Origin of the sequence: Pseudomonas donghuensis (assembly GCF_000696345.2) — a bacterium.
GTDB classification, from domain to species: Bacteria; Pseudomonadota; Gammaproteobacteria; order Pseudomonadales; family Pseudomonadaceae; genus Aquipseudomonas; species Aquipseudomonas donghuensis.
The window spans coordinates 1,923,120-1,947,166 of record NZ_CP071706.1; the positions used below are offsets into that span (position 1 = coordinate 1,923,120).

General features: G+C 65.4%; 10 protein-coding genes. 5 read left to right on the forward strand and 5 right to left on the reverse strand.

The window, feature by feature from the left end; all coding sequences use genetic code 11:
- Window positions 1-68: 68 nt before the first annotated feature.
- Window positions 69-13,031, forward strand: coding sequence for a non-ribosomal peptide synthetase (locus BV82_RS08845; RefSeq protein WP_036994391.1), 12,963 nt, complete (start codon window positions 69-71; stop codon window positions 13,029-13,031).
- Between the two features lie 4 nt (window positions 13,032-13,035).
- Here BV82_RS08845 and BV82_RS08850 read toward each other — a convergent pair whose 3' ends face one another.
- The 4 genes from BV82_RS08850 to dsbD all read right to left on the reverse strand — a co-directional run bounded on the left by BV82_RS08850 (window position 13,036) and on the right by dsbD (window position 16,901).
- A complete protein-coding gene (locus tag BV82_RS08850; RefSeq protein ID WP_036994392.1) occupies window positions 13,036-13,515 on the reverse strand; it encodes a YkgB family protein in 480 nt (159 codons plus the stop codon).
- A 76-nt stretch (window positions 13,516-13,591) separates the two neighbouring features.
- Window positions 13,592-14,356, reverse strand: a complete 765-nt coding sequence (gene dsbG, locus BV82_RS08855; protein ID WP_010225966.1) for a thiol:disulfide interchange protein DsbG — start codon at window positions 14,354-14,356, stop codon at window positions 13,592-13,594.
- The gene (locus BV82_RS08860; RefSeq protein ID WP_026001474.1) at window positions 14,341-15,198 is read right to left on the reverse strand and encodes a TlpA family protein disulfide reductase; all 858 of its coding nucleotides are present in this window, start codon (window positions 15,196-15,198) and stop codon (window positions 14,341-14,343) included. Before BV82_RS08860 ends, dsbG begins: the two co-directional genes overlap by 16 nt.
- A complete protein-coding gene (dsbD, locus tag BV82_RS08865) occupies window positions 15,198-16,901 on the reverse strand; it encodes a protein-disulfide reductase DsbD (RefSeq protein ID WP_036994393.1) in 1,704 nt (567 codons plus the stop codon). The genes BV82_RS08860 and dsbD overlap by 1 nt, the downstream gene beginning before the upstream one ends.
- Window positions 16,902-17,076: 175 nt before the next feature.
- On the opposite strand from dsbD, the gene BV82_RS08870 reads away from it, so the two are divergent.
- From BV82_RS08870 to pvdP, 4 genes are all read left to right on the forward strand, one after another.
- The gene (locus BV82_RS08870) at window positions 17,077-17,760 is read left to right on the forward strand and encodes a response regulator (RefSeq protein ID WP_010225961.1); all 684 of its coding nucleotides are present in this window, start codon (window positions 17,077-17,079) and stop codon (window positions 17,758-17,760) included.
- The gene (locus BV82_RS08875) at window positions 17,757-19,082 is read left to right on the forward strand and encodes an ATP-binding protein (protein ID WP_036994394.1); all 1,326 of its coding nucleotides are present in this window, start codon (window positions 17,757-17,759) and stop codon (window positions 19,080-19,082) included. The genes BV82_RS08870 and BV82_RS08875 overlap by 4 nt, the downstream gene beginning before the upstream one ends.
- 158 nt (window positions 19,083-19,240) lie before the next feature.
- Window positions 19,241-20,653, forward strand: a complete 1,413-nt coding sequence (locus BV82_RS08880) for an aspartate aminotransferase family protein (RefSeq protein ID WP_036994395.1) — start codon at window positions 19,241-19,243, stop codon at window positions 20,651-20,653.
- A gap of 291 nt (window positions 20,654-20,944) precedes the next feature.
- Window positions 20,945-22,567: a pyoverdine maturation tyrosinase PvdP gene (pvdP, locus tag BV82_RS08885; RefSeq protein WP_026001406.1), complete on the forward strand. Its 1,623-nt coding sequence runs from the start codon at window positions 20,945-20,947 to the stop codon at window positions 22,565-22,567.
- A gap of 79 nt (window positions 22,568-22,646) precedes the next feature.
- Here the strand turns inward: pvdP and BV82_RS08890 are convergent, their stop codons facing one another.
- Window positions 22,647-24,047: an efflux transporter outer membrane subunit gene (locus BV82_RS08890; protein ID WP_010224711.1), complete on the reverse strand. Its 1,401-nt coding sequence runs from the start codon at window positions 24,045-24,047 to the stop codon at window positions 22,647-22,649.

A 24,047-nucleotide genomic window follows, 5' to 3' on the forward strand; every position in this document is an offset into this window, starting at 1 on the left:
TGCCTGGAAGCCCGCCCGGCGCGCCAACCGAGACCTGATTTCATGTACAGACTCTGGCAGGAACCCCCATGACGGACGCCTTCGAACTCCCGGTTACGCTGGTCCAGGCACTGGCTCAACGTGCAGCGCTCAGCCCGGATCGGGTTGCCTTGCGCTTTCTGGCCGAAGACCCGCGCGATGAAGCCGTGCTTTCCTATCGCGACCTTGACCTGCGAGCGCGGACCATCGCCGCTGCCTTGCAGGCGCGCACTGCAGTGGGGGATCGGGCGATCCTGTTGTTTCCCAGTGGCCCGGACTACGTCGCGGCGTTCTTCGGCTGCTTGTATGCCGGTGTGATTGCTGTGCCGGCCTACCCGCCGGAGTCTTCACGACGCCACCATCAGGAGCGCCTGTTGTCGATCATCGACGATGCCGAGCCACGCCTGTTGCTGACCATCAGCGCCTTGCAGGACAGCCTGCAGGCCCTCGACGTGCTGGCCGACCCCGCGGCGCCGCAATTGCTGGCGGTCGATAGCCTGGCAGCGGAGCTGGCTGGCGGTTGGCAGGCGCCGACCTTGCAGGCCGATGACATTGCCTTCCTGCAGTACACCTCCGGCTCTACTGCCTTGCCCAAGGGCGTGCAAGTCAGCCACGGCAACCTGGTGGCCAACGAAGTGTTGATTCGCCATGGCTTTGGTATCGATGCAAACCCGGACGACGTGATCGTCAGCTGGCTGCCGCTGTACCACGACATGGGCCTGATTGGTGGTCTGCTGCAACCGATCTTCAGCGGCGTGCCTTGTGTGTTGATGGCCCCGGCGTATTTTCTGGCGCGGCCGCAGCGCTGGCTGCAGGCGATCAGCGATCACGGTGGCACCATCAGCGGTGGGCCGGATTTCGCCTATCGGCTGTGCAGCGAACGGGTCAGTGCCGCGGCAATGGCCAGCCTCGACCTGAGCAAATGGCGGGTGGCCTATTCCGGCTCCGAGCCGATCCGCCAGGACAGCCTGCAGGCCTTTGCCGACAAGTTCGCGCCCTGCGGATTCGTCGCGGAACACTTTTTCGCCAGTTACGGGCTGGCCGAGGCCACCCTGTTTGTCAGCGGCAGCACCCGTGGCCAGGGGATTGGCGCGCTTGAGCTGGATACCCAGGCCTTGGCATGCAACCGGGCAGCGCCAGGCAACGGCTCGCTGCAGATGAGCTGCGGGCGCAGCCAGCCCGAGCATGCGCTGCAGGTTGTCGAGCCGCACAGCCTGGCCGTGCTGGCCGATAACCAGGTGGGCGAGATCTGGGCCAGCGGTCCGAGCATTGCCAAAGGCTACTGGCGCAACCCTGAGGCCACCGCCGCCACCTTCGTCGAACAGAGCGGGCGTACCTGGCTGCGCACCGGCGACCTGGGCTTTTTGCGCGACGGCGAGCTGTTCGTTACCGGTCGCCTCAAGGACCTGCTGATCGTGCGCGGGCACAACCTCTACCCGCAAGATCTGGAAAAGACCCTGGAGCGGGAGGTCGAGGTCCTGCGCAAAGGGCGTGTGGCGGTATTCGCGGTCGATGACAATGGCGAGGAGGGTATTGGCGTCGCCGTCGAGATCAGCCGCAACGTGCAGAAGATCATGACCCCGGCGAGCCTGATCAAGACCCTGCGTCAGGTGATCGCCGATGCCTGCCAGCAAGCCCCGGCGGTGGTGCTGCTGCTCAACCCGGGCGCATTGCCGAAGACGTCCAGCGGCAAGCTGCAGCGTTCGGCCTGCCGTTTGCGCATGGACGACGGCAGCCTCGATTGCTATGCGCGCTTCCCCGATCAGCAGGCGGCGGCCGTGGCCGAGCAAGATGCGTCGGCGACCGGCATGCAGGCCCGGATCGGCCGTCTGTGGCGTGAGCAGTTGGGCGTGGAGCAGATTGCCGCGGACGATCACTTCTTCCTGCTCGGCGGCAACTCGATTGCCGCCACCCAGGTCTGTGCGCGCCTGGGTGATGAACTGGGGCTTGAGTTGGGCGTACGGGTGCTGTTCGAGGCGCCGACCCTGGCCGACTTCAGCGCCGCGGTGACGGCGTTGCAGAACGATGGCGGTGTCGCCCGGGGTGCCATCAGCCGCCTCGGCCGCGAGCAGGCCCTGCCGCAGTCGCTGGCGCAAAACCGCCTGTGGCTGACCTGGCAGCTTGAGCCGCACAGCGCGGCATACAACATACCCGGTGCCCTGCGCCTGCGTGGCGAACTGGACGAAGCGGCGTTGCAGGCCAGCTTCCAGGCCCTGGTCGAGCGTCACGAGTCCCTGCGCACGGTGTTCGCCGAGGAGGATGGCCAGGCACTGCAACGCATCCTGCCGAGCCTGGCGTTTAGCGTGCAGCGCCTGGATCTGTCTGGCGCCAGTGACCAGGAAGTGCTGGCGCAGCGCGAAGCCGAAGCCATGCAACCCTTCGATCTGCACCAGGGCCCGCTGCTGCGCGTGACTCTGGTGCGCCTGGACAGCGAAGAGCATCAGCTGTGGGTGACGTTGCACCACATCATCGCCGACGGCTGGTCGATGAACATTCTCATCGACGAGTTCTCGCGCCTGTATGCGGCTCATTGCCAGGGCCAGGAGGCCAAGCTGGCGGCTTTGCACCTGGACTATGCCGACTACGGCAGCTGGCAGCGCCAATGGCTGGCCCAGGGCGAAAGCGCCCGGCAACTGGCGTACTGGAAGGATCGGCTCGGTGAGCAGCAGGCGGTGCTCGATCTTGCCACCGACTACCCACGTTCAAACCGCCAAAGCAATGCCGCCGCGCGCTTGAGCGTGCGCCTGCAGCCGAGCCTGGCCGAAGCCTTGCGCAGCCTCGCGCGCGCTCATGACGCCACGCTGTTCATGGTCTTGCTTGCCGGTTTCCAGAGCCTGTTGCACCGTTACAGCGGGCAAACCGACATCCGTGTCGGGGTGCCCAACGCCAATCGGCCGCGCCTGGAAACCCAGGGCCTGGTGGGCTTTTTCATCAATACCCAGGTGCTGCGCGCACAGCTTGATGGCCGCTTGCCGTTCAAGCAGTTGCTGGCCCAGGTGCGCCACACCACCTTGGAGGCCCAGGCCCACCAGGACCTGCCGTTCGAACAACTGCTCGAGGCCTTCCCCGAAGCGCGCGAGCAGGGCCTGTTCCAGGTCATGTTCAACCATCAGCAGCGCGACCTCAGCGCCTTGCGCCGCCTCCCGGGGGTGCTCGCCGAAGAACTGCCCTGGCACAGCCGCGAGGCCAAGTTCGACCTGCAACTGCACAGTGAAGAGGACCATCAGGGCAGGCTGACGCTGTCGTTCGACTACGCCGTGGAACTGTTCGAAGCGGCGACCGTGCAGCGCCTGATCGAACAGTTGACCGGCTTGCTGGAACAGGTCTGCGCGCAACCTGACGTCACCCTTGGCGCGCTGCAATTGCTCGATGCCGAGGGCCGCGCGCGGTTGCTCGAGTGGGGCCAGGCCCCGGCACCGCAGGCGCAGCATTGGCTGGTCGAGCAGCTCAACGAACAGGCACGCAAGACCCCGGAGCGTACCGCCCTGGTGTGGCAGGGCGGCTGTCTCGACTACGCCAGCCTGCACCAGCAAGCCAACCGTCTGGCCCATTACCTGCGTGACAAGGGCGTCGGCCCGGATGTGTGCGTGGCCATTGCCGCCGATCGTTCGCCGCAACTGCTGATTGGCTTGTTGGCCATTCTCAAGGCCGGGGGGGCCTATGTGCCGCTGGATGTCGATTATCCAGCCGAGCGTCTGGCCTACATGCTCGCCGACAGTGGCGCGAGCCTGCTGCTCAGTCACAGCGACGTGCTCGAGCGCCTGAGCCTGCCGGCCGAGGTCAGCGCCATTGCCATGGACCGCCTCAAGCTCGACAGCTGGCCAAGCCAGCCGCCGGGCCTGCACCTGCACGGTGACAATCTTGCCTATGTGATCTACACCTCCGGCTCCACCGGCCAACCCAAAGGCGTTGGCAACACCCATGCGGCACTGGCCGAGCGCCTGCAGTGGATGCAGGAGCGCTATGCATTGAATGACAGCGACGTGCTGATGCAAAAGGCGCCGATCAGCTTCGACGTGTCGGTGTGGGAATGCTTCTGGCCGCTGGCCAACGGTTGCCAGCTGGTGCTCGCCGGCCCTGGCGAGCACCGCGACCCGCAACGCATCGCCGAGCTGGTGCGCGAGCATGGCGTGACCACCTTGCATTTCGTTCCGGCCTTGCTCCAGGTGTTTGTCCAGGAACCGCTGGCCGCACAGTGCAGCAGCCTGCGCCGGTTGTTCTCTGGCGGTGAGGCACTGTCGGCAAACCTGCGCGAGCGGGTGCAGCAGGTATTGCCGCAGGTGGCTCTGCACAACCGCTACGGCCCGACCGAAACCGCCATCAACGTCACTCACTGGCAATGCAGCGCTGCCGACGGCACGCGCTCGCCGATCGGCCGGCCGTTGGCCAATGTGCTGTGCCGGGTACTCGATGCCGAGCTGGAACCGACGCCGCCTGGCGTACCGGGTGAGCTGTACCTGGGCGGTGCCGGCCTGGCCCGGGGTTACCTGGGGCGTGCGGGGCTTACCGCTGAACGGTTCGTGCCGCAGCCCGATGGCGACGGCCAGCGCCTGTACCGCAGTGGCGACCGGGCGCGCTGGCTGGCTGACCTGGGGGCGCTGGAGTACCTTGGCCGCCTCGATCAGCAGGTCAAGCTGCGTGGCTTCCGGGTCGAGCCCGAAGAAGTCGAGGCTTGCCTATTGAAGCAGGCCGGCGTCGAGCAGGCGCTGGTGATGATTCGCGACAGCGCCGCCGGCCCGCAGCTGGTTGGCTACTACAGCGGTATCGACGCGAGCGCGCAGTTGCTGGCAGCCCTGGCCGAGCAACTGCCCGCCTACATGGTGCCAGCGCAACTGGTTCACCTGGCGCAGATGCCGCTGGGCCCGAGCGGCAAGATCGAGCGCAAGGCCTTGCCCGAGCCGCAATGGCAATCGCGTGAACACATCGAACCGGGTACCGCCCTGCAGCAACAGATTGCCGCGATCTGGCGCGAGGTGCTGGGTATCCAGCGGGTCGGCTTGCAGGACGATTTCTTTGCCCTGGGCGGCCACTCGCTGCTGGCCACCCAGATCATTTCCCGTACCCGCCAGGCCTGCAACGTCGAGTTGCCGCTGCGCACCTTGTTCGAGGCCAGCGAGCTGGGCGCCTTTGCCGCGGCAGTGGAGGCAATCCAGCGCAGCGGTGCGCACAACCTGCAAGGCGAGATCCAGCGCATCGACCGTCGCCAGGCGGTGCCGCTGTCCTACTCCCAGCAGCGCATGTGGTTCCTCTGGCAAATGGAGCCGGACAGCCCGGCCTATAACGTCGGCGGCATGGCGCGCCTGAGCGGGGTGCTGGATGTCAGCCGTTTCGAGCAGGCGCTGCAAGCGCTGATCGTGCGCCACGAAACCCTGCGCACGACCTTCCCGAGCATCGACGGCGTGCCGTATCAGTGCGTGGCCGAGGACAGCAACCTGCAGATGAGCTGGCTGGATTTCTCCAGTGCCACAGCGCAGGTTCGCGAGCAACGCCTGCAGGCGTTCGCCGACGAGCAGGCGCACCAGCCCTTCGACCTGGAGCGCGGGCCACTGCTGCGCGCCTGCCTGGTCAAGGCTGGCGAGCGAGAGCACTACTTCGTGCTGACCCTGCACCACATCGTTACCGAAGGCTGGGCCATGGATATTTTCGCCCGCGAGCTGGGCGAGCTTTACGAGGCCTTTGTCGACGAGCGCGAATCGCCGCTGCCACCGTTGCCGGTGCAGTACCTGGACTACAGCGTGTGGCAGCGCCAGTGGCTGGAAAACGGCGAGCGCCAGCGTCAGCTGGATTACTGGCAAGCCCAGCTGGGCGATGAGCATCCGGTGCTCGAACTGCCTGCCGATCGTCCGCGCCCGGCGCTGCAGAGCCATCACGGTGAGCTCTATCGCTTCGACCTGAGCCCGGAGCTGGCCGCGCGGGTACGCGCCTTCAATGCCGAGCACGGCCTGACCCTGTTCATGACCATGACCGCCACGCTGGCGGTGTTGCTGTACCGCTACAGTGGCCAGACCGACCTGCGTATCGGTGCGCCGGTGGCCAATCGTATTCGTCCGGAAAGCGAGGGCCTGATCGGCGCCTTTCTCAATACCCAGGTGCTGCGTTGCCAGCTCGACGGGCAAATGCGCGTCGCTGAGTTGATCGAGCAGGTGCGCCAGACCGTGATCGATGGCCAGTCCCATCAGGACCTGCCGTTCGATCAACTGGTCGAGGCCCTGCAACCGCCTCGCAGCAGTGCCTACAACCCGCTGTTCCAGGTGATGTGCAACGTCCAGCGCTGGGAATTCCAGCAAAGCCGCGAGTTGGCCGGGATGCAGGTCGAGTACCTGGTCAACGACGCCCGCGCGACCAAGTTCGACCTCAACCTGGAAGTCACCGACCTCGACCGCTGCCTGGGTTGCTGCCTGACCTACAGCCGCGACCTGTTCGACGCGCCGCGCATCGCGAAAATGGCCGCCCACTGGCAGAACCTGCTGGTGGCACTGCTGGGTGATCCCGAGCAACGCCTGGGCGAGTTGCCGTTGCTGGCGGCGGTCGAGCAAAGGGCCTTGTGCGATTCGCTCAAGGGCGACAGCGCCCTGGCGCTGGGGCAGAACATTCACCAGCTGTTCAGTGAACAAGCAGCACGTCAGCCGGATGCCCTGGCCCTGACCTTTGCCGGTGAGCACCTGAGCTACGCTGAGCTCGACGCCCGCGCCAACCAGTTGGCCCGCGTGCTGCGTGAGCGCGGCGTCGGCCCGCAGGTGCGCGTCGGCCTGGCGCTGGAGCGCTCGCTGGAGATGGTGGTTGGCCTGCTGGCGATCCTCAAGGCCGGGGGCGCTTATGTGCCACTGGACCCGGAGTACCCGCTGGAACGCTTGCATTACATGATCGAGGACAGCGGCATTGCGTTGCTGCTGGGCCAGCGTGCACTGTTCGAGGCCCTCGGGGCGTTGCCCGCCGAGGTCGGCCGCTGGTGCCTGGAAGAGGACCGCGATGCGCTTGCCGCCTACAGTCGCGAAGCCTTGCCAGCGCTGACCTTGCCGGGTCATCAGGCCTACCTGATCTACACCTCTGGCTCCACCGGCAAGCCTAAGGGCGTGGTGGTCAGCCATGGTGAAATCGCCATGCACTGCCAGGCGGTGATCGAGCGTTTTGGCATGCGCAGCGACGACTGCGAGCTGCATTTTTATTCGATCAACTTCGACGCTGCCACCGAGCGCTTGCTGGTGCCGTTGCTCTGTGGTGCACGGGTAGTTTTGCGTGGGCAAGGGCAGTGGGGGGCGCAAGAGATTTGCAGCTTGATCCGCGAGCAGCAGGTGTCGATCTTAGGCTTTACGCCCAGCTATGGCAGCCAGCTCGCCCAGTGGCTGGCCAGCCGCAATGAAAGCCTGCCGGTGCGCCTGGTGATTACCGGTGGCGAGGCCTTGACCGGCGAGCACCTGCAGCGAATTCGCCAGGCGTTCACGCCGCAGCAGTTCTACAACGCCTATGGCCCGACCGAAACCGTGGTCATGCCCCTGGCGTGCCTGGCTCCCGAGCAACTTGAAGCCGGCGCCGGCAGTGTGCCGATCGGCCGCGTGGTCGGTGCCCGCACGGCGTACATCCTCGATGCCGACCTGGCCCTGTTGCCGCAAGGTGGCATTGGCGAGCTGTACGTCGGTGGCGCCGGCCTGGCCCAGGGTTACCACGAACGCCCGGGTTTGAGCGCCGAGCGTTTTGTCGCTGACCCGTTCAGCGACAACGGCGGGCGCCTGTACCGTACCGGCGACCTGGTGCGCCAACGTGCCGACGGTTTGGTCGAGTATGTCGGGCGTATCGACCATCAGGTGAAGATTCGTGGCTTCCGTATCGAACTGGGCGAGATCGAAACCCGCCTGCTCGAACACCCGGCGGTGCGCGAGGCGGTGGTGCTGGCCCTGGACATGCCTGGCGGCAAGCAACTGGCCGCTTATCTAGTGTGCGACCAGGCCCAGGCCGATGCCGCCGGGCAGGCCGAGCTGCGCGACGGACTCAAGGCGCAGTTGCGCCTGCACCTGCCGGACTATATGGTGCCGACCCACCTGGTGCTGCTGGCGCAAATGCCGTTGACCGGCAACGGCAAGCTTGACCGCCGCGCGTTGCCGGCGCCGGACCTGGAGCAGGGCCGTCAGCACTATGAAGCGCCGCGCAGCGAGCTGGAACAGCAGTTGGCGGCGATCTGGCGTGAAGTGCTGAATGTCCAGCAGGTCGGTCTGCAGGACAACTTCTTCGAACTGGGTGGCGACTCGATCCTGTCGATCCAGGTGGTCAGCCGTGGGCGTCAGGCCGGGCTGCACTTCACCCCGCGCGACCTGTTCCAGCATCAGACCGTCCAGACTTTGGCCACGGTGGTCAGTCGCAGTGAAACCACCCAGGTCGATCAGGGCCCGCTGAGCGGACGTGCGGCGTTGACGCCGATCCAGCACTGGTTCTTCGACAGCGATGTGCCGCAACCCCAGCACTGGAACCAGGCGGTCCTGCTGGCGCCGGTCGAACGCTTGCATGGCAAGAACCTGGAGCAGGCGTTGCAGCAGTTGCTGCAGCAGCATGATGCCTTGCGCTTGCGCTTCACCCAGGCCGATGGGCAATGGCAGAGCGAATACGCCCAGGCCGACCACCGCGAGTTGCTCTGGCAAGCGTCGGTGACCGATCTGGCTGACTGCCAGGCCCTGTACAGCGATGTGCAGCGCAGCCTCGATCTGGCGCAGGGGCCGCTGCTGCGCGCCTTACTGGTTGAGGACGGCGAGGGGCGCCAGCGCCTGTTGCTGGCGATCCACCACCTGGTGGTCGACGGCGTTTCCTGGCGCGTATTGCTGGAAGACTTGCAGGCGCTGTACCGCGGTCAGTTGCTGGCGGCCAAGACCCGCGCCATGAGCGACTGGGCCGCGCGGCTGGTGGCCTATGCTGGCAGTGATTCGTTGCGTGACGAGCAAACCTGGTGGCAGGCACAGTTGAGTACCGCCAGCCGCGAACTGCCCTGTGATCATCCGCAAGGGGCCAATCTGCACCAGCAGGCGCAAACCCTCAGCGTGCGCCTGGACGCGACCCGCACCCGGCAACTGCTGCAGGAGGCACCCGGTGCCTATCACACCCAGGTCAACGACCTGCTGCTGACCGCCCTGGCCCGCGTGCTGTGCCGTTGGAGCGGCGACAGTTCGGTGCTGGTGCAACTGGAAGGCCACGGCCGCGAGAACCTGTTCGAGGACATGGACCTGACCCGCAGCGTCGGCTGGTTCACCAGTGCCTATCCGCTGAGCCTGAACCCGTTGAACGTCGAAGGGGCTGCGGGGCAAGGCGTTTCGATCAAGGCCATCAAGGAGCAACTGCGCACTGTGCCGCACAAGGGTGTGGGCTACGGGGTGCTGCGCTACCTGGCCGACACCCCGGTGCGCGAAGCCATGGCCGCGCTGCCGCAGGCGCGTATCACCTTCAACTACCTGGGCCAGTTCGACCAGCAGTTCCAGGCCGGCGCGCTGTACCAGCCGGTGGATGAAAGTACCGGGCTGGCCCACGACCTGGAGTCGCCGCTGCCTAATTGGCTGAGCGTTGATGGCCAGGTCTATGGCGGTGAGCTGCAACTGCGCTGGACCTTCAGCCGCGAGCGTTACGACCTGCAGACCATCGAAACCCTGGTCGAGGCCTACCGCCTGGAACTGATCGGCCTGATCGAGCATTGCCTGAGCCCGGGCGCCGGCAGCTTCACACCCTCGGACTTCCCCCTGGCGCAGTTGAGCCAGGAGCAGATCGATGCCTTGCCGGTCGCCGCTGCGCAGATCGAGGATGTCTACCCGCTGACGCCGATGCAGGAGGGGCTACTGCTGCATACCCTGCTGGAACCGGGCACCGGCATCTACTACATGCAGGACCGCTACCGGATCAACAGCGCCCTCGACCCGCAGCGTTTCGCCGCAGCCTGGCAAGCGGTGGTCGGCCGTCACGAGGCCTTGCGCGCTTCGTTCTGCTGGAATGCGGGCGAGGCCATGCTGCAGATCATTCACAAGCCGGGGGCGACGCCGGTCGACTATCAGGACTGGTCCGCTATTCCCGAAGCTGAACAGGAAGCGCGCCTGCAAGCGTTGCACAAGCAGGAGCGCGAAGCCGGTTTCGACTTGCTCCGGCAGGCGCCGTTCCACCTGCGCCTGGTGCGAGTGGGCGCGGACCGCTACTGGTTCATGATGAGCAACCACCACATCCTCATCGATGCCTGGTGCCGTTCGCTGCTGATGAACGACTTCTTCGAGATCTACCTGGCCATGGGCGAGGGCCGTCAGGAGCAGTTGCCGGTGCCGCCGCGCTACCGCGACTACATCGGCTGGTTGCAGCATCAGGACCTGGACGAGGCGCGCCAGTGGTGGCGCAACAACCTCGAAGGCTTCGAGCGCAGCACCGCGGTGCCCAGCGACCGGCCATTGCTGCGTGACCACGCGGTGGAGAATGCCGGCATGGTCGTCGGCGATTGCTACACCCGCCTCGATGCCGTCGATGGTGCCCGCCTGCGCGAGTTGGCCCAGGCTCATCAGCTGACCATCAACACCTTTGCACAAGCCGCGTGGGCGCTGGTGCTGAGCCGTTACAGCGGTGAGCGCGACGTGGTCTTCGGCGTTACCGTGGCCGGCCGGCCGGTGAGCATGCCGCAGATGCAGCGCACGGTCGGGCTGTTCATCAACAGCATCGCCCTGCGGGTGAAACTGCCCGCAGCGGGTGAGCGCTGCAGCGTGCGCCAGTGGCTGCAAGGCCTGCTGGAACGCAACATGGAGCTGCGCGAGTACGAGTACCTGCCGTTGGTGAGCATCCAGGAGTGCAGCGAGCTGCCCAAGGGCCAGCCGCTGTTCGACAGCCTGTTCGTATTCGAGAATGCGCCGGTGGAGGTTGCCGTACTTGATCGAGCGCAGAGCCTTAACGCCAGCTCCGATTCCGGGCGCACCCACACCAACTTCCCGTTGACCGCCGTCTGTTATCCAGGCGACGACCTGGGGCTGCACCTGTCGTTCGACCAGCGTTACTTCGATACTGCCACGGTCGAGCGCTTGCTGGCCGAGTTCAAGCGCTTGCTGCTGGCCCTGGCCGAGGGCTTCCAGGGCGATGTCAGCGAACTGCCGTTGCTCGGTGAAGCCGAGCGGCGTTTCCTGCTCGATGACTGCAACCGCAGCGAGCAGGCCTACAGTCTGGAGCAGAGCTACGCCGAATTGTTCGAGGCGCGGGTGGCGGCGCATCCACAGCGTATTGCCGCGCGTTGCCTGGAGCAGACGCTGAGCTATGCCGAGCTCAACCGCCAGGCCAACCGCCTGGGCCATGCCCTGGTGGGCGCCGGTGTGGCGGTCGATCAGCCAGTGGCGTTGCTGGCCGAACGCGACTTGCCATTGCTCGGCATGATCGTCGGCTGCTTCAAGGCCGGCGCCGGTTACCTGCCGCTGGACCCTGGCCTGCCCGGTGCGCGCCTGCAACGGATCGTTGAACTGAGCCGCACACCGGTGCTGGTGTGCAGTGAAGCCTGTGCCGAGCAGGGGCGTGCCTTGCTCGACGAGTTGAGCTGTGCCGGGCGGCCGAAACTGCTGATCTGGGAGCAGATCCAGGCAACTGCCGGGCCGGATGGCAACCCGGGCATCTACAGCGGGCCGGACAACCTCGCCTATGTTATCTACACCTCCGGCTCCACCGGGCTGCCCAAAGGGGTGATGGTCGAGCAGCGCGGCATGCTCAATAACCAGTTGAGCAAGGTGCCGTACCTGCAACTGGACGAGCAGGACGTGATTGCCCAGACCGCCTCGCAGAGCTTCGATATTTCGGTCTGGCAGTTCCTCGCCGCACCGCTGTTTGGTGCCCAGGTGGCGATTGTGCCGAATGCCATTGCCCACGACCCGCAGGGCTTGCTGGTGCATGTGCAGGCTACCGGCATCAGCGTGCTGGAGAGCGTGCCGTCGCTGATCCAGGGCATGCTTGCCAACGACCACCAACAGCTCGATGGCTTGCGCTGGATGCTCCCGACCGGTGAGGCGATGCCGCCGGAACTGGCGTCGCAGTGGCTGCAGCGTTATCCGCACATTGGCCTGGTCAATGCCTATGGCCCGGCCGAGTGCTCGGATGACGTGGCGTTCTTCCGCGTCGATGCCGCCTCGACCCGGGGCAGCTACCTGCCGATCGGCACGCCGACCGACAACAACCGCCTGTACCTGCTTGGCGACGATCAGGCGCTGGTGCCGTTAGGGGCGGTGGGCGAGCTGTGCGTTGCCGGTACCGGCGTCGGCCGTGGCTATGTCGGTGACCCGGTGCGCACCGCGCAAGCCTTTATCCCGCATCCGTTCGGTGCGCCTGGTGAACGTTTGTATCGCACTGGCGACCTGGCGCGTCGGCGTACCGACGGTGTGCTCGAGTACGTCGGGCGCATCGACCATCAGGTGAAGATTCGCGGCTACCGCATCGAACTGGGCGAGATCGAAGCACGCCTGCATGAGCAGAGCGCGATTCGTGATGCGGCGGTCGGGGTACAGGACGGGGTCAACGGCAAGCACCTGGTTGGCTACCTGGTGGCCAGCAACGCAGGCGCCGATACCTCCGTGCAGCTGGAACAGGTCAAGCAGCGTCTGCGTGCCGAGCTGCCGGAGTACATGGTGCCGCTACACTGGGCCTGGCTCCAGCAACTGCCGCTCAATACCAACGGCAAGCTCGACCGCAAGGCCTTGCCGGCCATCGACATCGGCGCCCAGCACCGTCAGGCCTACCTGGCACCGCGCAGCGAACTGGAAGCGACCCTGGCCGGTATCTGGGCCGAGGTGCTCAAGGCTGAGCGGGTCGGGGTACGCGACAACTTCTTCGAGTTGGGCGGGCATTCATTGCTGGCCACCCAGATCGCTTCGCGGGTGCAGAAGGTGCTGCAACTGAACGTGCCGCTGCGGGCCATGTTCGAGTGCAGTACCGTCGAGGAACTGGCGACCTATGTCGAGGGCCTGAAGGCCAGTGAGCTGAGCGACGACAAGGTCGACCGCCTCAGTGACCTGATGGCCGAGCTGGAAGCGCTGTAGGGCTTCAGGCCGGGGCGGGGCGGGTACGCAGCAGGTCGTGCTTGAGCAAGGCGACCGATGCGGCAAGCAATACGGCGTCCTTGATCAGGAAGGACGTCGCCCCACCCATGGCCGGAAAGCCCCCGGCGCTGTTCTCCCAGCCGCCCGGGGTAGTGATGATCAGGGTCAGGGTGGTGGTGTAGGTGAGCACTGAACCCAGTGCTCCGATCACTGCCACCCGCGGTTGCCAGATACCGGCCAGCAACGCCGCGCCAGTCGCCCATTCTGCTACGCCCAGTGCATAGCTGGCGCCTTGGATGCCAAAGGCCAGGTGCAGCCAGGACAACAGCGGGCTGTTATCGATCAGCGGGATCAGCGCCTGGGCTTCGTAGTCGAACCACTTGGTATAGCCAAAGCCGAAGAAGATCAGGATCAGGCTCCAGCGCAGCAGCTGGATGTCGAGGGAGGAGTGGAGGAAACGGTCAAGGCAGGCAGGGCGGGTCATGGCGAGGTCCTGTGGTTGGATGAGGCAGGTATTCTCCAGACGCCGTGACCGCCCTGTTGTTACATCCGCCGGCTGTTCAACGTTTGCCGAGGATCTTGCCGAGCAGCTCCGGTCGCGGTGCGCCCTGTTGGGTTTGCAGCTGTTGCTGGTCGTCCAGGTAGAAAATGGCCGGCGTTGCTGACAGACCGAGCTCTTCCATCACCGCCAGGTTGGCGTCGAGCTTGCTTTGTACGGCTTCGGGAATCTTCTCCAGGGCCTTGAGGGTGCTAGCCTTGCCGGCCTGCTCATGTTGCGCCAGGGCCTTGGCCGGGTCATGGCTGGCCAGCAATGTGGCGGATTTACCCGGGCTGTCTTCGCGAATGATGCCGACCATGATATGGCGCAATTGCACCTTGCCGGACTCGACCCAGGGCCGCGCCTGCTGCCAGAACATATTGCAGTACGGGCAGTTGGGGTCGCTGAACAGGTAGACGATACGCGGTGCATCGGCCTTGCCGTCGGCGATCCAGGCGGTTTTTTCCATCTTCGCCCAGACCTCTTTGGCCATCGGCGCATACACCAGTTTTTCCAGCGGCGCCTGGCTCAGGTCCTGGCCCTGCTCGTCGAACAGGCTACCCACCAGCACGTGCTTGCCATCGGCGGTCAGGTACAGCGCCAAGCCGCGGTTCTGGTACTCGGCGGCATAGCCGCGCAGGCCGTTGGGGGCATCGAAGCTGCCTTTGATTTTCGCGCCTTTGGCTTCCAGCTGCTGGACGGCCTTGGGCAAGTCTTCGGCCAGCACCAGTGGGCTGGTTATCAGGCCCAGGGCCAGCGTGAGGGGCAGTTTTAGCAGAGATCGCATGCGACGTTCCTTGTGGGGGATGGGGCGGCAGGCGCGGGCGCGCGCTCGAAAGATTGCAGGGCGTGGCTGAGGCTGGCACGCGACAGTTCGCCCAGGTGGCTGCCGACCAGGCGGCCCTCGGCGTTGTAGAACAAGGTCGTGGGCAGGGCCATGGAGCCGACTTTCTGTGCCAGTTGGCCGCCACTGTCGAACAATACGTGGGAAAGGTTCAGGCCCGTGGTCGCGAGGAAGGTGACCACGGTTTGTGGCGCCTCGCCCTGGTTGACGAACAGGAAGGTGATGTCCGGGTAGTCGCCCTGGGCCTGTTGCAACACCGGCATCTCGCGCCGGCACGGCGGGCACCAGGTGGCCCAGAGGTTGATCACCAGCGGCTTGCCGCGGTACTCGGCCAATTGTACGGCCTGGCCGTTGGCCTTGCGCAGGCTCATGTCGGGCAGTTGTGTGCCCTGGTCATAGAGATGGCTGGCCAGGCTGCCGAGCAGCCAGAACAGGCCGCCACTGAGCAGTCCCCAGCCCAGCGGCCGGCGCAGGGCCGGCCGGCGATAAGCCAGGCAGAACGCTCCGATGGCGACCGCGAGCAGGCCTGGCCAGAGCAGGAAGCCGCCGTCGCGCAGGTCGATGATCTGCAGCAGGTCCCCTTGGTACATTGACCAGTAGCGGATGACAAAACCCACGCGAGCACTGAACAGGCCCAGCAAGAACAGGCCGAACAGCACTGATTCCGGGTTGTCGCCACCACGCTTGGCGACGCGCCAGCCGACCAGGCTGGCCAGGGCCAGGGCACAGATCAGCAGCAGGTGGTTCAGGGCCATGGTCAGCGGCCCGAGCGCGACAGTCAGCATCATCCTTGGCTCCGGGTGGCGGCCCAGTGTTGGAGAAAGTTCGCCGCATCGATTTCACCGGTGATGCGTCGGGCCCGGCGTTCGCTGCCCTCCGGGCCGATCCAGATCAGGCTGGGCGGGCCCGGGACCTGGTAGCGCAGCAGCAACTCGCGGCTGGACGCTGCATCAGCGGTTACATCCAGACGCAGCAGGCGCACGCCGCTCAGTGCCGCCAGCACGTCGGCACGGGCGAAGACCTGTTTTTCCATGACCTTGCACGACACGCACCAGTCAGCATAGTAGTCGAGCATCACCCACTGGCCCTGGGCCTTGGCCGCCTCCAGCTCACGCTGCAGGTCGGCTGGCTGGCTCACGGTGGTGAAGGCATCGCGGTGCTCGGCGAGGGTTGCCGGGCCGTTGCCGGCGGTAAACGGCTGCAGCGGTTGCCACGGGTCATTGCCACCGGCGGCAGCGCCAACGATCAACAGGCTGCCCCAGAACCCCAGCAGCAGCGACGCTGCGCGCAGCGCTCGCAGTGCCTGCAACGCCGGCCACGCGGCCCAGGCCAGGGCGATCAGCCAGGCGCCGGCAAGGCCGAGCCACAGCGACGGCTCCAGCACCGCGCGCAAGGTATACAGCGCCATGGCCAGGAAGACGAAGCCGAACAGGCCCTTGACCCGGTTCATCCAGGCGCCCGGGCGTGGCAGGTAGCGGTTGCCCAGGGTCACCAGCAACAGCAGCGGCAAGCCCATGCCCACGCCCAGGGTGAACAGCACCAGGCCACCATGCACGGCGTTGCCGCTCTGGGCGATATACAGCAGGGCGCCGGCCAGCGGTGCGGTCATGCACGGGCCCATCAGCAGGCCCGACAAGGCCCCGAGCAAGGCGGCGCCATACAGGTTGCCGCCACGGGTGCCGTGCCCGGCCCGCTCCAGGCGGTCACGAATCCACACCGGCAGCTGCAGCTCGAAGGCGCCGAACATCGGCAGGGCCAGCAGCACGAACAAGCCGGCCAGGGTGCCCAGCAGCCAGGGTTGCTGCAGCCAGGCCTGAAAGCTGGCCCCCAGCAGCGCGGCAACCACGCCCAGGGCGGCATACACCAGGGCCATGCTCAGCACATAGACACTGGCCAGCAACCAGCCGCGGCGGGCACTGGCACCGCTGCCCAGGACCAGCCCGGCGAGAATCGGCAGCATCGGCAGGGAGCACGGGGTGAAGGCCAGCAGCAGGCCCAGGCCGAGGAAGGCCAGCAGGCTCCAGGCCAGAGTGGACTGCTGCAGGCCACCGGCCAGGGCCTGGTCGCTGGCTTGCGTGTCGACGGTCGTGCCGCCCAGGCTGACCAGGCTGGTTTGTGGCGGGTAGCACAGGCCGGCATCGGCGCAGCCTTGCCAGCCCATGCGCAGTTCACCGCTGGCGCTGGCGGGCAGGATCAGTTCCAGTTCGCCACGGTATACCTGGGTTTCACCAAAATACTCGTCGCTGTGGGGCAGGGCGGCGGGCAATTCGGGCTGCTGCTCCGGCGCCAGGCCGTCGAATTTCAGGCGTTTCTGGTACAGGTAGTAGCCGTCGGTGATCTGCCAGTGCAGGCGCATCTGCCCGGTCTCCAGGCGTTCGCTGCTGAACACGAAGGCCTTGTTGACCGGCAGGAAGTCGCTCTGGGCAAACGGGTTGGCCTGGCTCAGGCCGCTTAGCAGGAACATCAGGGCAAACAGAAAAACGCGCATGTCGACGCCTTGGCAATGCGATGAAGGGCCAAGCTTGGCCCAGCCCGATTAACCGAAAGTTAACCCGGCGCCTGACGATTGTCGCCAAGGCCGCGACGGCTGTGGCCTGGCGCGGCATAATCCTCGGTTAATCCGCCTGGGCTTGAATAAGGCCTTTCATGACCGAGACCCGACCATGCACGTATTGCTCTGCGAGGATGATGACCTGATCGCCAGCGGCATCAGCGCCGGCCTGACCGCCCAGGGCATGACCGTCGACCGGGTGGCCAGCGCCAGCGCGGCCCAGGCCATGCTCCAGGCCGCGGCATTCGATGTCATGGTGCTCGACCTGGGCCTGCCCGACGAAGACGGCCTCAAGCTGCTGCAGCGCTTGCGTCAGCAGGGTCATTCATTGCCGGTACTGATCCTCACCGCCCGCGATGCGGTCACCGATCGGGTCGAGGGCCTGCAAGCCGGTGGCGACGACTACCTGCTCAAACCCTTCGACCTGCGCGAGCTCGCCGCACGCCTGCACACCTTGTTGCGCCGTGCGGCCGGACGGGCGGTGAACGTCATCGAACACGGCCCGCTCAGCTACGACCCCAGCAGCCGTGAAACCTGCCTGGGCGGCCAGCCGGTCGACCTCTCGCGCCGCGAGCAGGCGCTGTTGCAGGCGCTGTTGCACAACCGTGGCCGGGTGTTGTCCAGCGAGCAGCTCAAGGACAGCGTCTACGGCTTTGGTGACGAGGTCGAGAGCAATGCCCTGAACGTGCATATCCATCACCTGCGGCGCAAGCTGGGCAACGGTATCGTCGAAACGGTGCGTGGCCTGGGTTATCGCCTGGGGCCGGCGCAATTGCCGCAGGAGCCGCAACCATGACCCTGCGTTTGCGCCTGACCCTGATCCTGGGTACCGCCTTCATCGTCATCTGGGTGCTGGCGGCGGCGTGGATGCTGCGCGACCTGCGCATGCAGATGATGTTCTCCCTCGATCAACGCCTGGTGGCCTCGGCGCGCATGGTCGCAGGTCTCGTCGACCAGTTGCCGCAGCCGTTGTCGAGCAAGGGCGAGGGCACGCGCCTGAGCGCTGATCAACTGAGCGTCGACGGCATGGCCTGCCAGGTCAGCTCGCTGCGGGGTGAAATCCTCGCCCACAGCCACAACAACGAACAGACCCTCGACGACCAGCGCAGCGGTTTTCACGACCAGACCATCGATGGTGCGCGCTGGCGCAGTTTCACCTATGCCCATGGCGATGTACGCATCACCACCGCCGACCGCCACCAGGAGCGCGAGGCCCTGAATCGTTCGATCCTGCTGGCGGCCTCGGCGCCGGTGCTGATGGCCTTGCTCGGCAGTCTCGGTTTGCTGTGGATGGGGGTTGGCAAGGGCCTGGCGCCGCTCAACCGCATGCGCGATGCCTTGCGCCGGCGCAGCCCGGATTCCCTTGAGCCGCTGCAGGTGCGCGGCCTGCCCAGTGAGCTGCAACCGTTGCTGGAAACCCAGAACCAGCTGTTCCTGCGCATCGGCCAGACCATCGAGCGCGAACGGCGGCTGACCGATGATGCCGCCCATGAGCTGCGCAGCCCGCTGACCGCGATCAAGACCCACCTGCAGGTGGCCCGGATGACCGACGGCGAGGTCCGCGAGCAGGCGCTGGAGCATGCCGAACAGGGCGCTGATCGCCTGCATCGGACGCTTGAGCAATTGCTCCTGCTGGCGCGGGTGGAAGGTCGCCTGTCGTTCGAAGATGGCCTGCAATGCAATGCCGAGCAGATCGCTCGCCAGGCGATTCAGGACACCGGCATCGACAACGCCCGGCGTATTGATCTGCAGTTGGCACCCGGTGCGGCCCAAGTCTACCTCGGCATGCCCACGCCGCTGGCGGTGACGGCCTTGCGCAACCTGCTCGACAACGCCCTGCGGCATACCCGCGCAAGCGCACCCGTGGAGTTGGCGGTGCAGGTGGAGCAGGACCGGGTGGCGTTCCTGGTCCGCGATCACGGCCCGGGCATTGCCGACCAGGACCTTGAGCACCTGACCGAACGCTTCTGGCGCAACAGCCAGAGTGGCGGTTGCGGGCTGGGCCTGGCCATCGTCCAGGCGATCGTCCAGCGCTGCGCCGGCAGCTTGCGCTTTGACAGCCGCAGCGATGGCTTGCGGGTACTGCTGCAGATTCCATTGCGCACACGCGCGCAATGAGGGGCTGTGTACTGCGGGCCAGAAAAAAACCTCAGCGGTGACAGCCAAGCGGCTAAATCCTCGCGGCGCTGAAGCGTTTTTCAAGCGATAACAACCCGCACCCATCTGGTAACAGGCGCGTGACGGGCACATCCGCTTGCTTGCGAGGGTTTTCCCCGATGTCAGTCGCTATCAGCCTTGCCCAGGCGCACCCGGTGTCTTCGGACACCCTGGCTCCTGAAACACTTTACGCATTCGACGAATCGCCGTTACTGGCCCGACAGAACCAGCAGGAATCCAATGCCCGCAGCTACCCGCGGCGTATCCCGCTGGCGCTCAAGCGTGCCCGTGGCCTCTATGTCGAGGACGTCGAAGGGCGTCAGTTCATCGACTGCCTGGCCGGTGCCGGCACCCTGGCCCTGGGCCATAACCACCCGGTGGTGATCGAAGCGATCCAGCAAGTGCTGGCCGATGAACTGCCGCTGCATACCCTGGACCTGACTACGCCGGTCAAGGACCAGTTCGTCCAGGACCTGTTCAGCCTGCTGCCTGAGCAACTGCGCAGCGAAGCGAAAATCCAGTTCTGCGGGCCGACCGGCACCGATGCGGTGGAAGCGGCGCTGAAACTGGTCCGCACCGCCACCGGGCGCAACACCGTACTGTCGTTCCAGGGTGGCTACCATGGCATGTCCCAAGGGGCGCTGAGCCTGATGGGGAGCCTGGGGCCGAAGAAACCGCTGGCGGCCCTGCTGGCCAATGGCGTGCAGTTCCTGCCGTACCCTTATGACTACCGTTGCCCTTTTGGCTTGGGCGGCGAGGCGGGTGTGAAGGTCAACCTGCACTACCTGGAAAACCTGCTGAGCGACCCGGAAAGCGGCGTGCAATTGCCGGCGGCGGTGATCGTTGAAGTGGTCCAGGGCGAAGGCGGGGTGATTCCGGCGGATATCGAGTGGCTACGCGGTGTGCGGCGTATCACTGAAAAAGCCGGTGTAGCGCTTATCGTCGATGAGATTCAGAGCGGCTTTGCCCGCACTGGCAAGATGTTCGCATTCGAGCACGCGGGCATCACCCCTGACGTCGTGGTGCTGTCCAAGGCCATTGGCGGTAGCCTGCCGCTGGCGGTGGTGGTTTACCGCCAATGGCTGGACACCTGGCAGCCAGGGGCGCATGCCGGCACCTTCCGGGGTAACCAGATGGCCATGGCCGCAGGCTCGGCGGTGATCAATTTCCTCAAGGCGCATGACCTGTGTGCGCACGCCGAGGCAATGGGTGAGCGTCTAGCCGGCCATCTGCGGCGTCTGCAGCAAGACTTCCCGCAGTTGGGCGACATCCGTGGCCGTGGCTTGATGCTGGGTGTCGAGCTGGTCGATCCCAATGGCCGGCTCGATACCCAAGGGCATCCGCCAGTCTGCCCGCGTCTGGCACCGCTGGTGCAGCGTGAATGCCTCAAGCGCGGTTTGATCCTCGAATTGGGTGGTCGTCAGGGGGCGGTGGTGCGCTTCCTGCCGCCGCTGATCATCACCGCTGAGCAAGTCGATGAAGTGGCCGGACGGTTTGCCCGTGCCGTCGGCGCGGCGGTGGCGAGCTTGTAAACTTCCGTTATGGAAAAAAGCCAGGTGCAGTGCACCGGGCTTTTTTATGATTCTTCACGGAGTCCTGGGGACTATGATCCTTGGGTTGGGATGCTGAGGTTGCGGGCTTATCCATTCGGTGTGGCGCCGCTGCTGGCAGCGGCGCCACAGCAAATGGATAAGCTCGCAGCCGGAACAAGCCAAGCCAAGGATCCTAGCCCCCCAGGATTCCGTGAAGAACCTTAAATTTACCCTTTCAGGATACGTCCTAGCTTGGATAAAGCCTGCTTCATGGCTGATACGGGTAGGACGATGACGATTTCGCGACGAGGATTCATAGCTGGTCTGGCAGTGGCGGGCGCGACGGTGCCAGCCGCCTACTATGCGCACAAGCAACTGACCCATGATCCCGAGGACGATATCGTGACCCCCGGCGAGGCCAGCGTCGAGCTGGCCGATAGCGCTGGCCAGCAATTGGCCGATCAGTTGCGTGGGGTCTGGGAGCTGCGCTTTGACGGTGTCGATGGCGGCCTGGCCGGCTTACCTCGCGAAGGCGTGCTGATGTACCTGGACGTCGCCACCAAGGGCCGTGGCCTGCGCGGATATGTCGATCGCGAAAGCGTCCTGCGCAGTGATGGGCCGGCAGCTTACCGGGTGCTGGGTGACTTGCTGGCGGCCTCTACGGCCACGGTGCGCTGGCGACTGATGAGCAACCTGGGTGGGCCGGGCTACGAATGTTCGGCGAGCCTGGATGAAGTCTGGGGCAACTTCGGCAATGCCGGCAGCGGTACCCTCAGTGGCCGCTTGCAGCCGCTGGATCGTTCTATGGCGTTGCCCCTGGCCGACAGCCGTTTCGTTGCCGTCAAACGTCTGTTTCCCGAGGCCCGTGAGCGGTTGCCCTATACACCGCAATTGCAGGCCTGGCTGATCAGCCCCGAGCACCGGTTGTTCCATCAACTCTGGCATGCCACCCGTGACAAGTGGCACCGCTTGCCGAAAGAAAAGCACGGTGCCTTGCGCGGCCTGGGCTGGCAGCCTGGCCCGCGCGAGCGGGAGCGTGATGCCCGAGGCCCGCGCAAGCATCGCAATGGCTCGGGGGTGGACTTTTTGTTCATGCACCGACACATGCTGGGCACTGCCCGCTCCATGCAGGACCTGCCTTCCTGGAGGCATTTCCCCTTGCCGCAACCCAGTGTCGAGCACGACCGCCAGGGCTTTGCCCGCTACTACGATAACCACGATGGCTACTGCGTGCCGCCCGGGTGGCGGGCGCCGGGCGATGAGGCTTATGGCCAGTGGGTCTCGGCGATCAAGGCCGGGGAGACGTTCTGCAGTAACTTTCAGGTCTGGGAGTCGCAGTACCAGGACCCGCTGTACCTGTCGAAGCTGACCCTTGGCACGTTCGGTTCGGAGCTGGAGATGAACCTGCACGACTGGCTGCACATGGGCTGGGCCTCGGTGCCACGTGACCCGGTCAACGGTGCTCCGGTTCCCTTTGCGCGTGATCCGGCCGATTTTGCCGGGCGTTGGTTCGGAGCAGAAAACGACTTTCTCGGCGACCCGTTCTCGTCCCATGTGAATCCGGTGTTCTGGGGCTTTCACGGCTGGATCGATGACCGCATCGAGGACTGGTTCCGGGCCCACGAGCGCTACAACCCCGGGCAAGTACGGCGTCTTGAGGTCAATGGGGTGCAGTGGTTTGCCCCGGGACGCTGGGTCGAAGTCGATGACCCGTGGCTGGGGCCAGTGACCCATGGTTGCAGTACCACGCCAGGGATGTTCCCCGGCAAGTCGGTGGAAATGGATGTAGAGACCATGAAGCTGGCCTTGCGTATCACTTTTGGTGAGGACGACAAGATTGGCGACCTGGTCCGCCGGGTACCGCAACGGCCCTGGTATGCGCGGCATCTGTCATTGCGCGGGATTGTTTCCTGATTCCTTGTATTGGGCCTGCTTTGCAGGCCATCGCCGGCAAGGCCGGCTCCCACAGGGTTTGTGCAGGCAGGCCAATGATTTAGCGAACCACCTGCCATCCGCCACCCAATGCCTTGTACAGCGCCACGCTGCCTTGCAACCGGGCCAGGCGCAGTTGTACCTGCTGGTCCTGGGCTTGATACAGCGTGCGTTGGGTTTCCAGTACTGTCAGCAGGGTCTCGGCACCCGCCTGGTAGCGGCGCTCAGACAGTCTGAAAGCGATCTGCGCCTGCTCCACTTCCTCATCCTGCGACTGGCGCTGCTGGTCGACGCCACTGATGCCATTGATGGCCCTTTCGACATCGGCAAAGCCGTTGATGATGCTGCTGCGGTAATTCTCCAGCAGTTCATCCTGCTTAGCGCGGGCTTTGTCGCGTTCGGCGCGCAAGCGGCCGTTGTTGAAGATCGGCGCAGCCAACCCGGCACTCAAGGTGTAGTAGGGGCTACGCATCACCTGGGCAAAGGTATCGGCGCCTGAACCCAGGTCGGCGCCCAGGGTCAGGCTCGGCAGCATCGCCGCGCGGGCTACCCGTACGTCTGCCTGGGCAGCGGCCAGGCTGGCTTCGGCAGTGGCGATATCCGGACGGCGGCTAAGCAGCTCGCTGGGCACGCCGCTGCCGATTTGCGGCCAGTTCAGGCGGGTGATCGATTCTTCAAGGGCGGGCAGCGCCTGCACTGGCTCGCCGAGCAAGGTCGCCAGGGTGATGCGCGCCTCCTGCAACTGCTGCTCGAACAGTGGTACCTGGCGTTGCTGGCCGGCAACCAGGCTGCGTTGCTGGGCTAGTTCCAGGGCGGTGGCCGAGCCGGATTGATAGCGGGTTTCGACCAGGCGCAGGACATCCTCGGCATTACTCAGATTGAGGCGGGCAATATGCACCTGCTCTCGCAGGGCCAGGCTCTGCAGGTAGCTGTTGGCGACGCCGCTGAGCAGGGTCAGTTCGACGGTCTGGCGATCGAAACGGCTGGCATCCAGGTTGAACAGGGCGCTGTCGCGTGCGGCAGTCTTGCCGCCCCAGAAGTCCACTTCGTAGCTGGCGCTCAAGCGGGTGCCGAACGAGGTGCTGGTGCGTTCGCGGCTGCTGGCATCGAGCTGGTCGAAGCCGTTGCCATGCAGCAGGCGTTGGCGTCTGGCATCGAGGCTGAACTTGAGCTCGGGCAACAACGGCGCGCCGGCAATGACCGCCGAAGCCTGGGCCTGGCGAATACGCGCTGCGGCAGCGGCCAGGTCGAAGCTGTTGCGCCTGGCCTGTTCGATCAGTTGATCAAGCGCGGGGCTGGAGAATTGCCGCCACCAGTTCTCGTGGGGCAGCGGGGTGCTGGTCGCCTGGCCTTGCCACTGCGCTGGCGCCTGCAGGCCGCTTGAAAGTGTAGGGGCGGTCGACGTGCAGGCGGCAAGCACCAAACTGATCGAGAGGAAACTGAGACGGCAGGGCAGGTTCAT

Coding starts and splice junctions, on each gene's coding strand:
- BV82_RS08890 (WP_010224711.1), bottom strand. CDS start 24,047: ATGAACCTGCCCTGCCGTCTCAGTTTCCTCTCGATCAGTTTGGTGCTT.
- BV82_RS08845 (WP_036994391.1), top strand. CDS start 69: ATGACGGACGCCTTCGAACTCCCGGTTACGCTGGTCCAGGCACTGGCT.
- BV82_RS08860 (WP_026001474.1), bottom strand. CDS start 15,198: ATGCTGACTGTCGCGCTCGGGCCGCTGACCATGGCCCTGAACCACCTG.
- pvdP (WP_026001406.1), top strand. CDS start 20,945: ATGACGATTTCGCGACGAGGATTCATAGCTGGTCTGGCAGTGGCGGGC.
- BV82_RS08875 (WP_036994394.1), top strand. CDS start 17,757: ATGACCCTGCGTTTGCGCCTGACCCTGATCCTGGGTACCGCCTTCATC.
- dsbD (WP_036994393.1), bottom strand. CDS start 16,901: ATGCGCGTTTTTCTGTTTGCCCTGATGTTCCTGCTAAGCGGCCTGAGC.
- dsbG (WP_010225966.1), bottom strand. CDS start 14,356: ATGCGATCTCTGCTAAAACTGCCCCTCACGCTGGCCCTGGGCCTGATA.
- BV82_RS08870 (WP_010225961.1), top strand. CDS start 17,077: ATGCACGTATTGCTCTGCGAGGATGATGACCTGATCGCCAGCGGCATC.
- BV82_RS08880 (WP_036994395.1), top strand. CDS start 19,241: ATGTCAGTCGCTATCAGCCTTGCCCAGGCGCACCCGGTGTCTTCGGAC.
- BV82_RS08850 (WP_036994392.1), bottom strand. CDS start 13,515: ATGACCCGCCCTGCCTGCCTTGACCGTTTCCTCCACTCCTCCCTCGAC.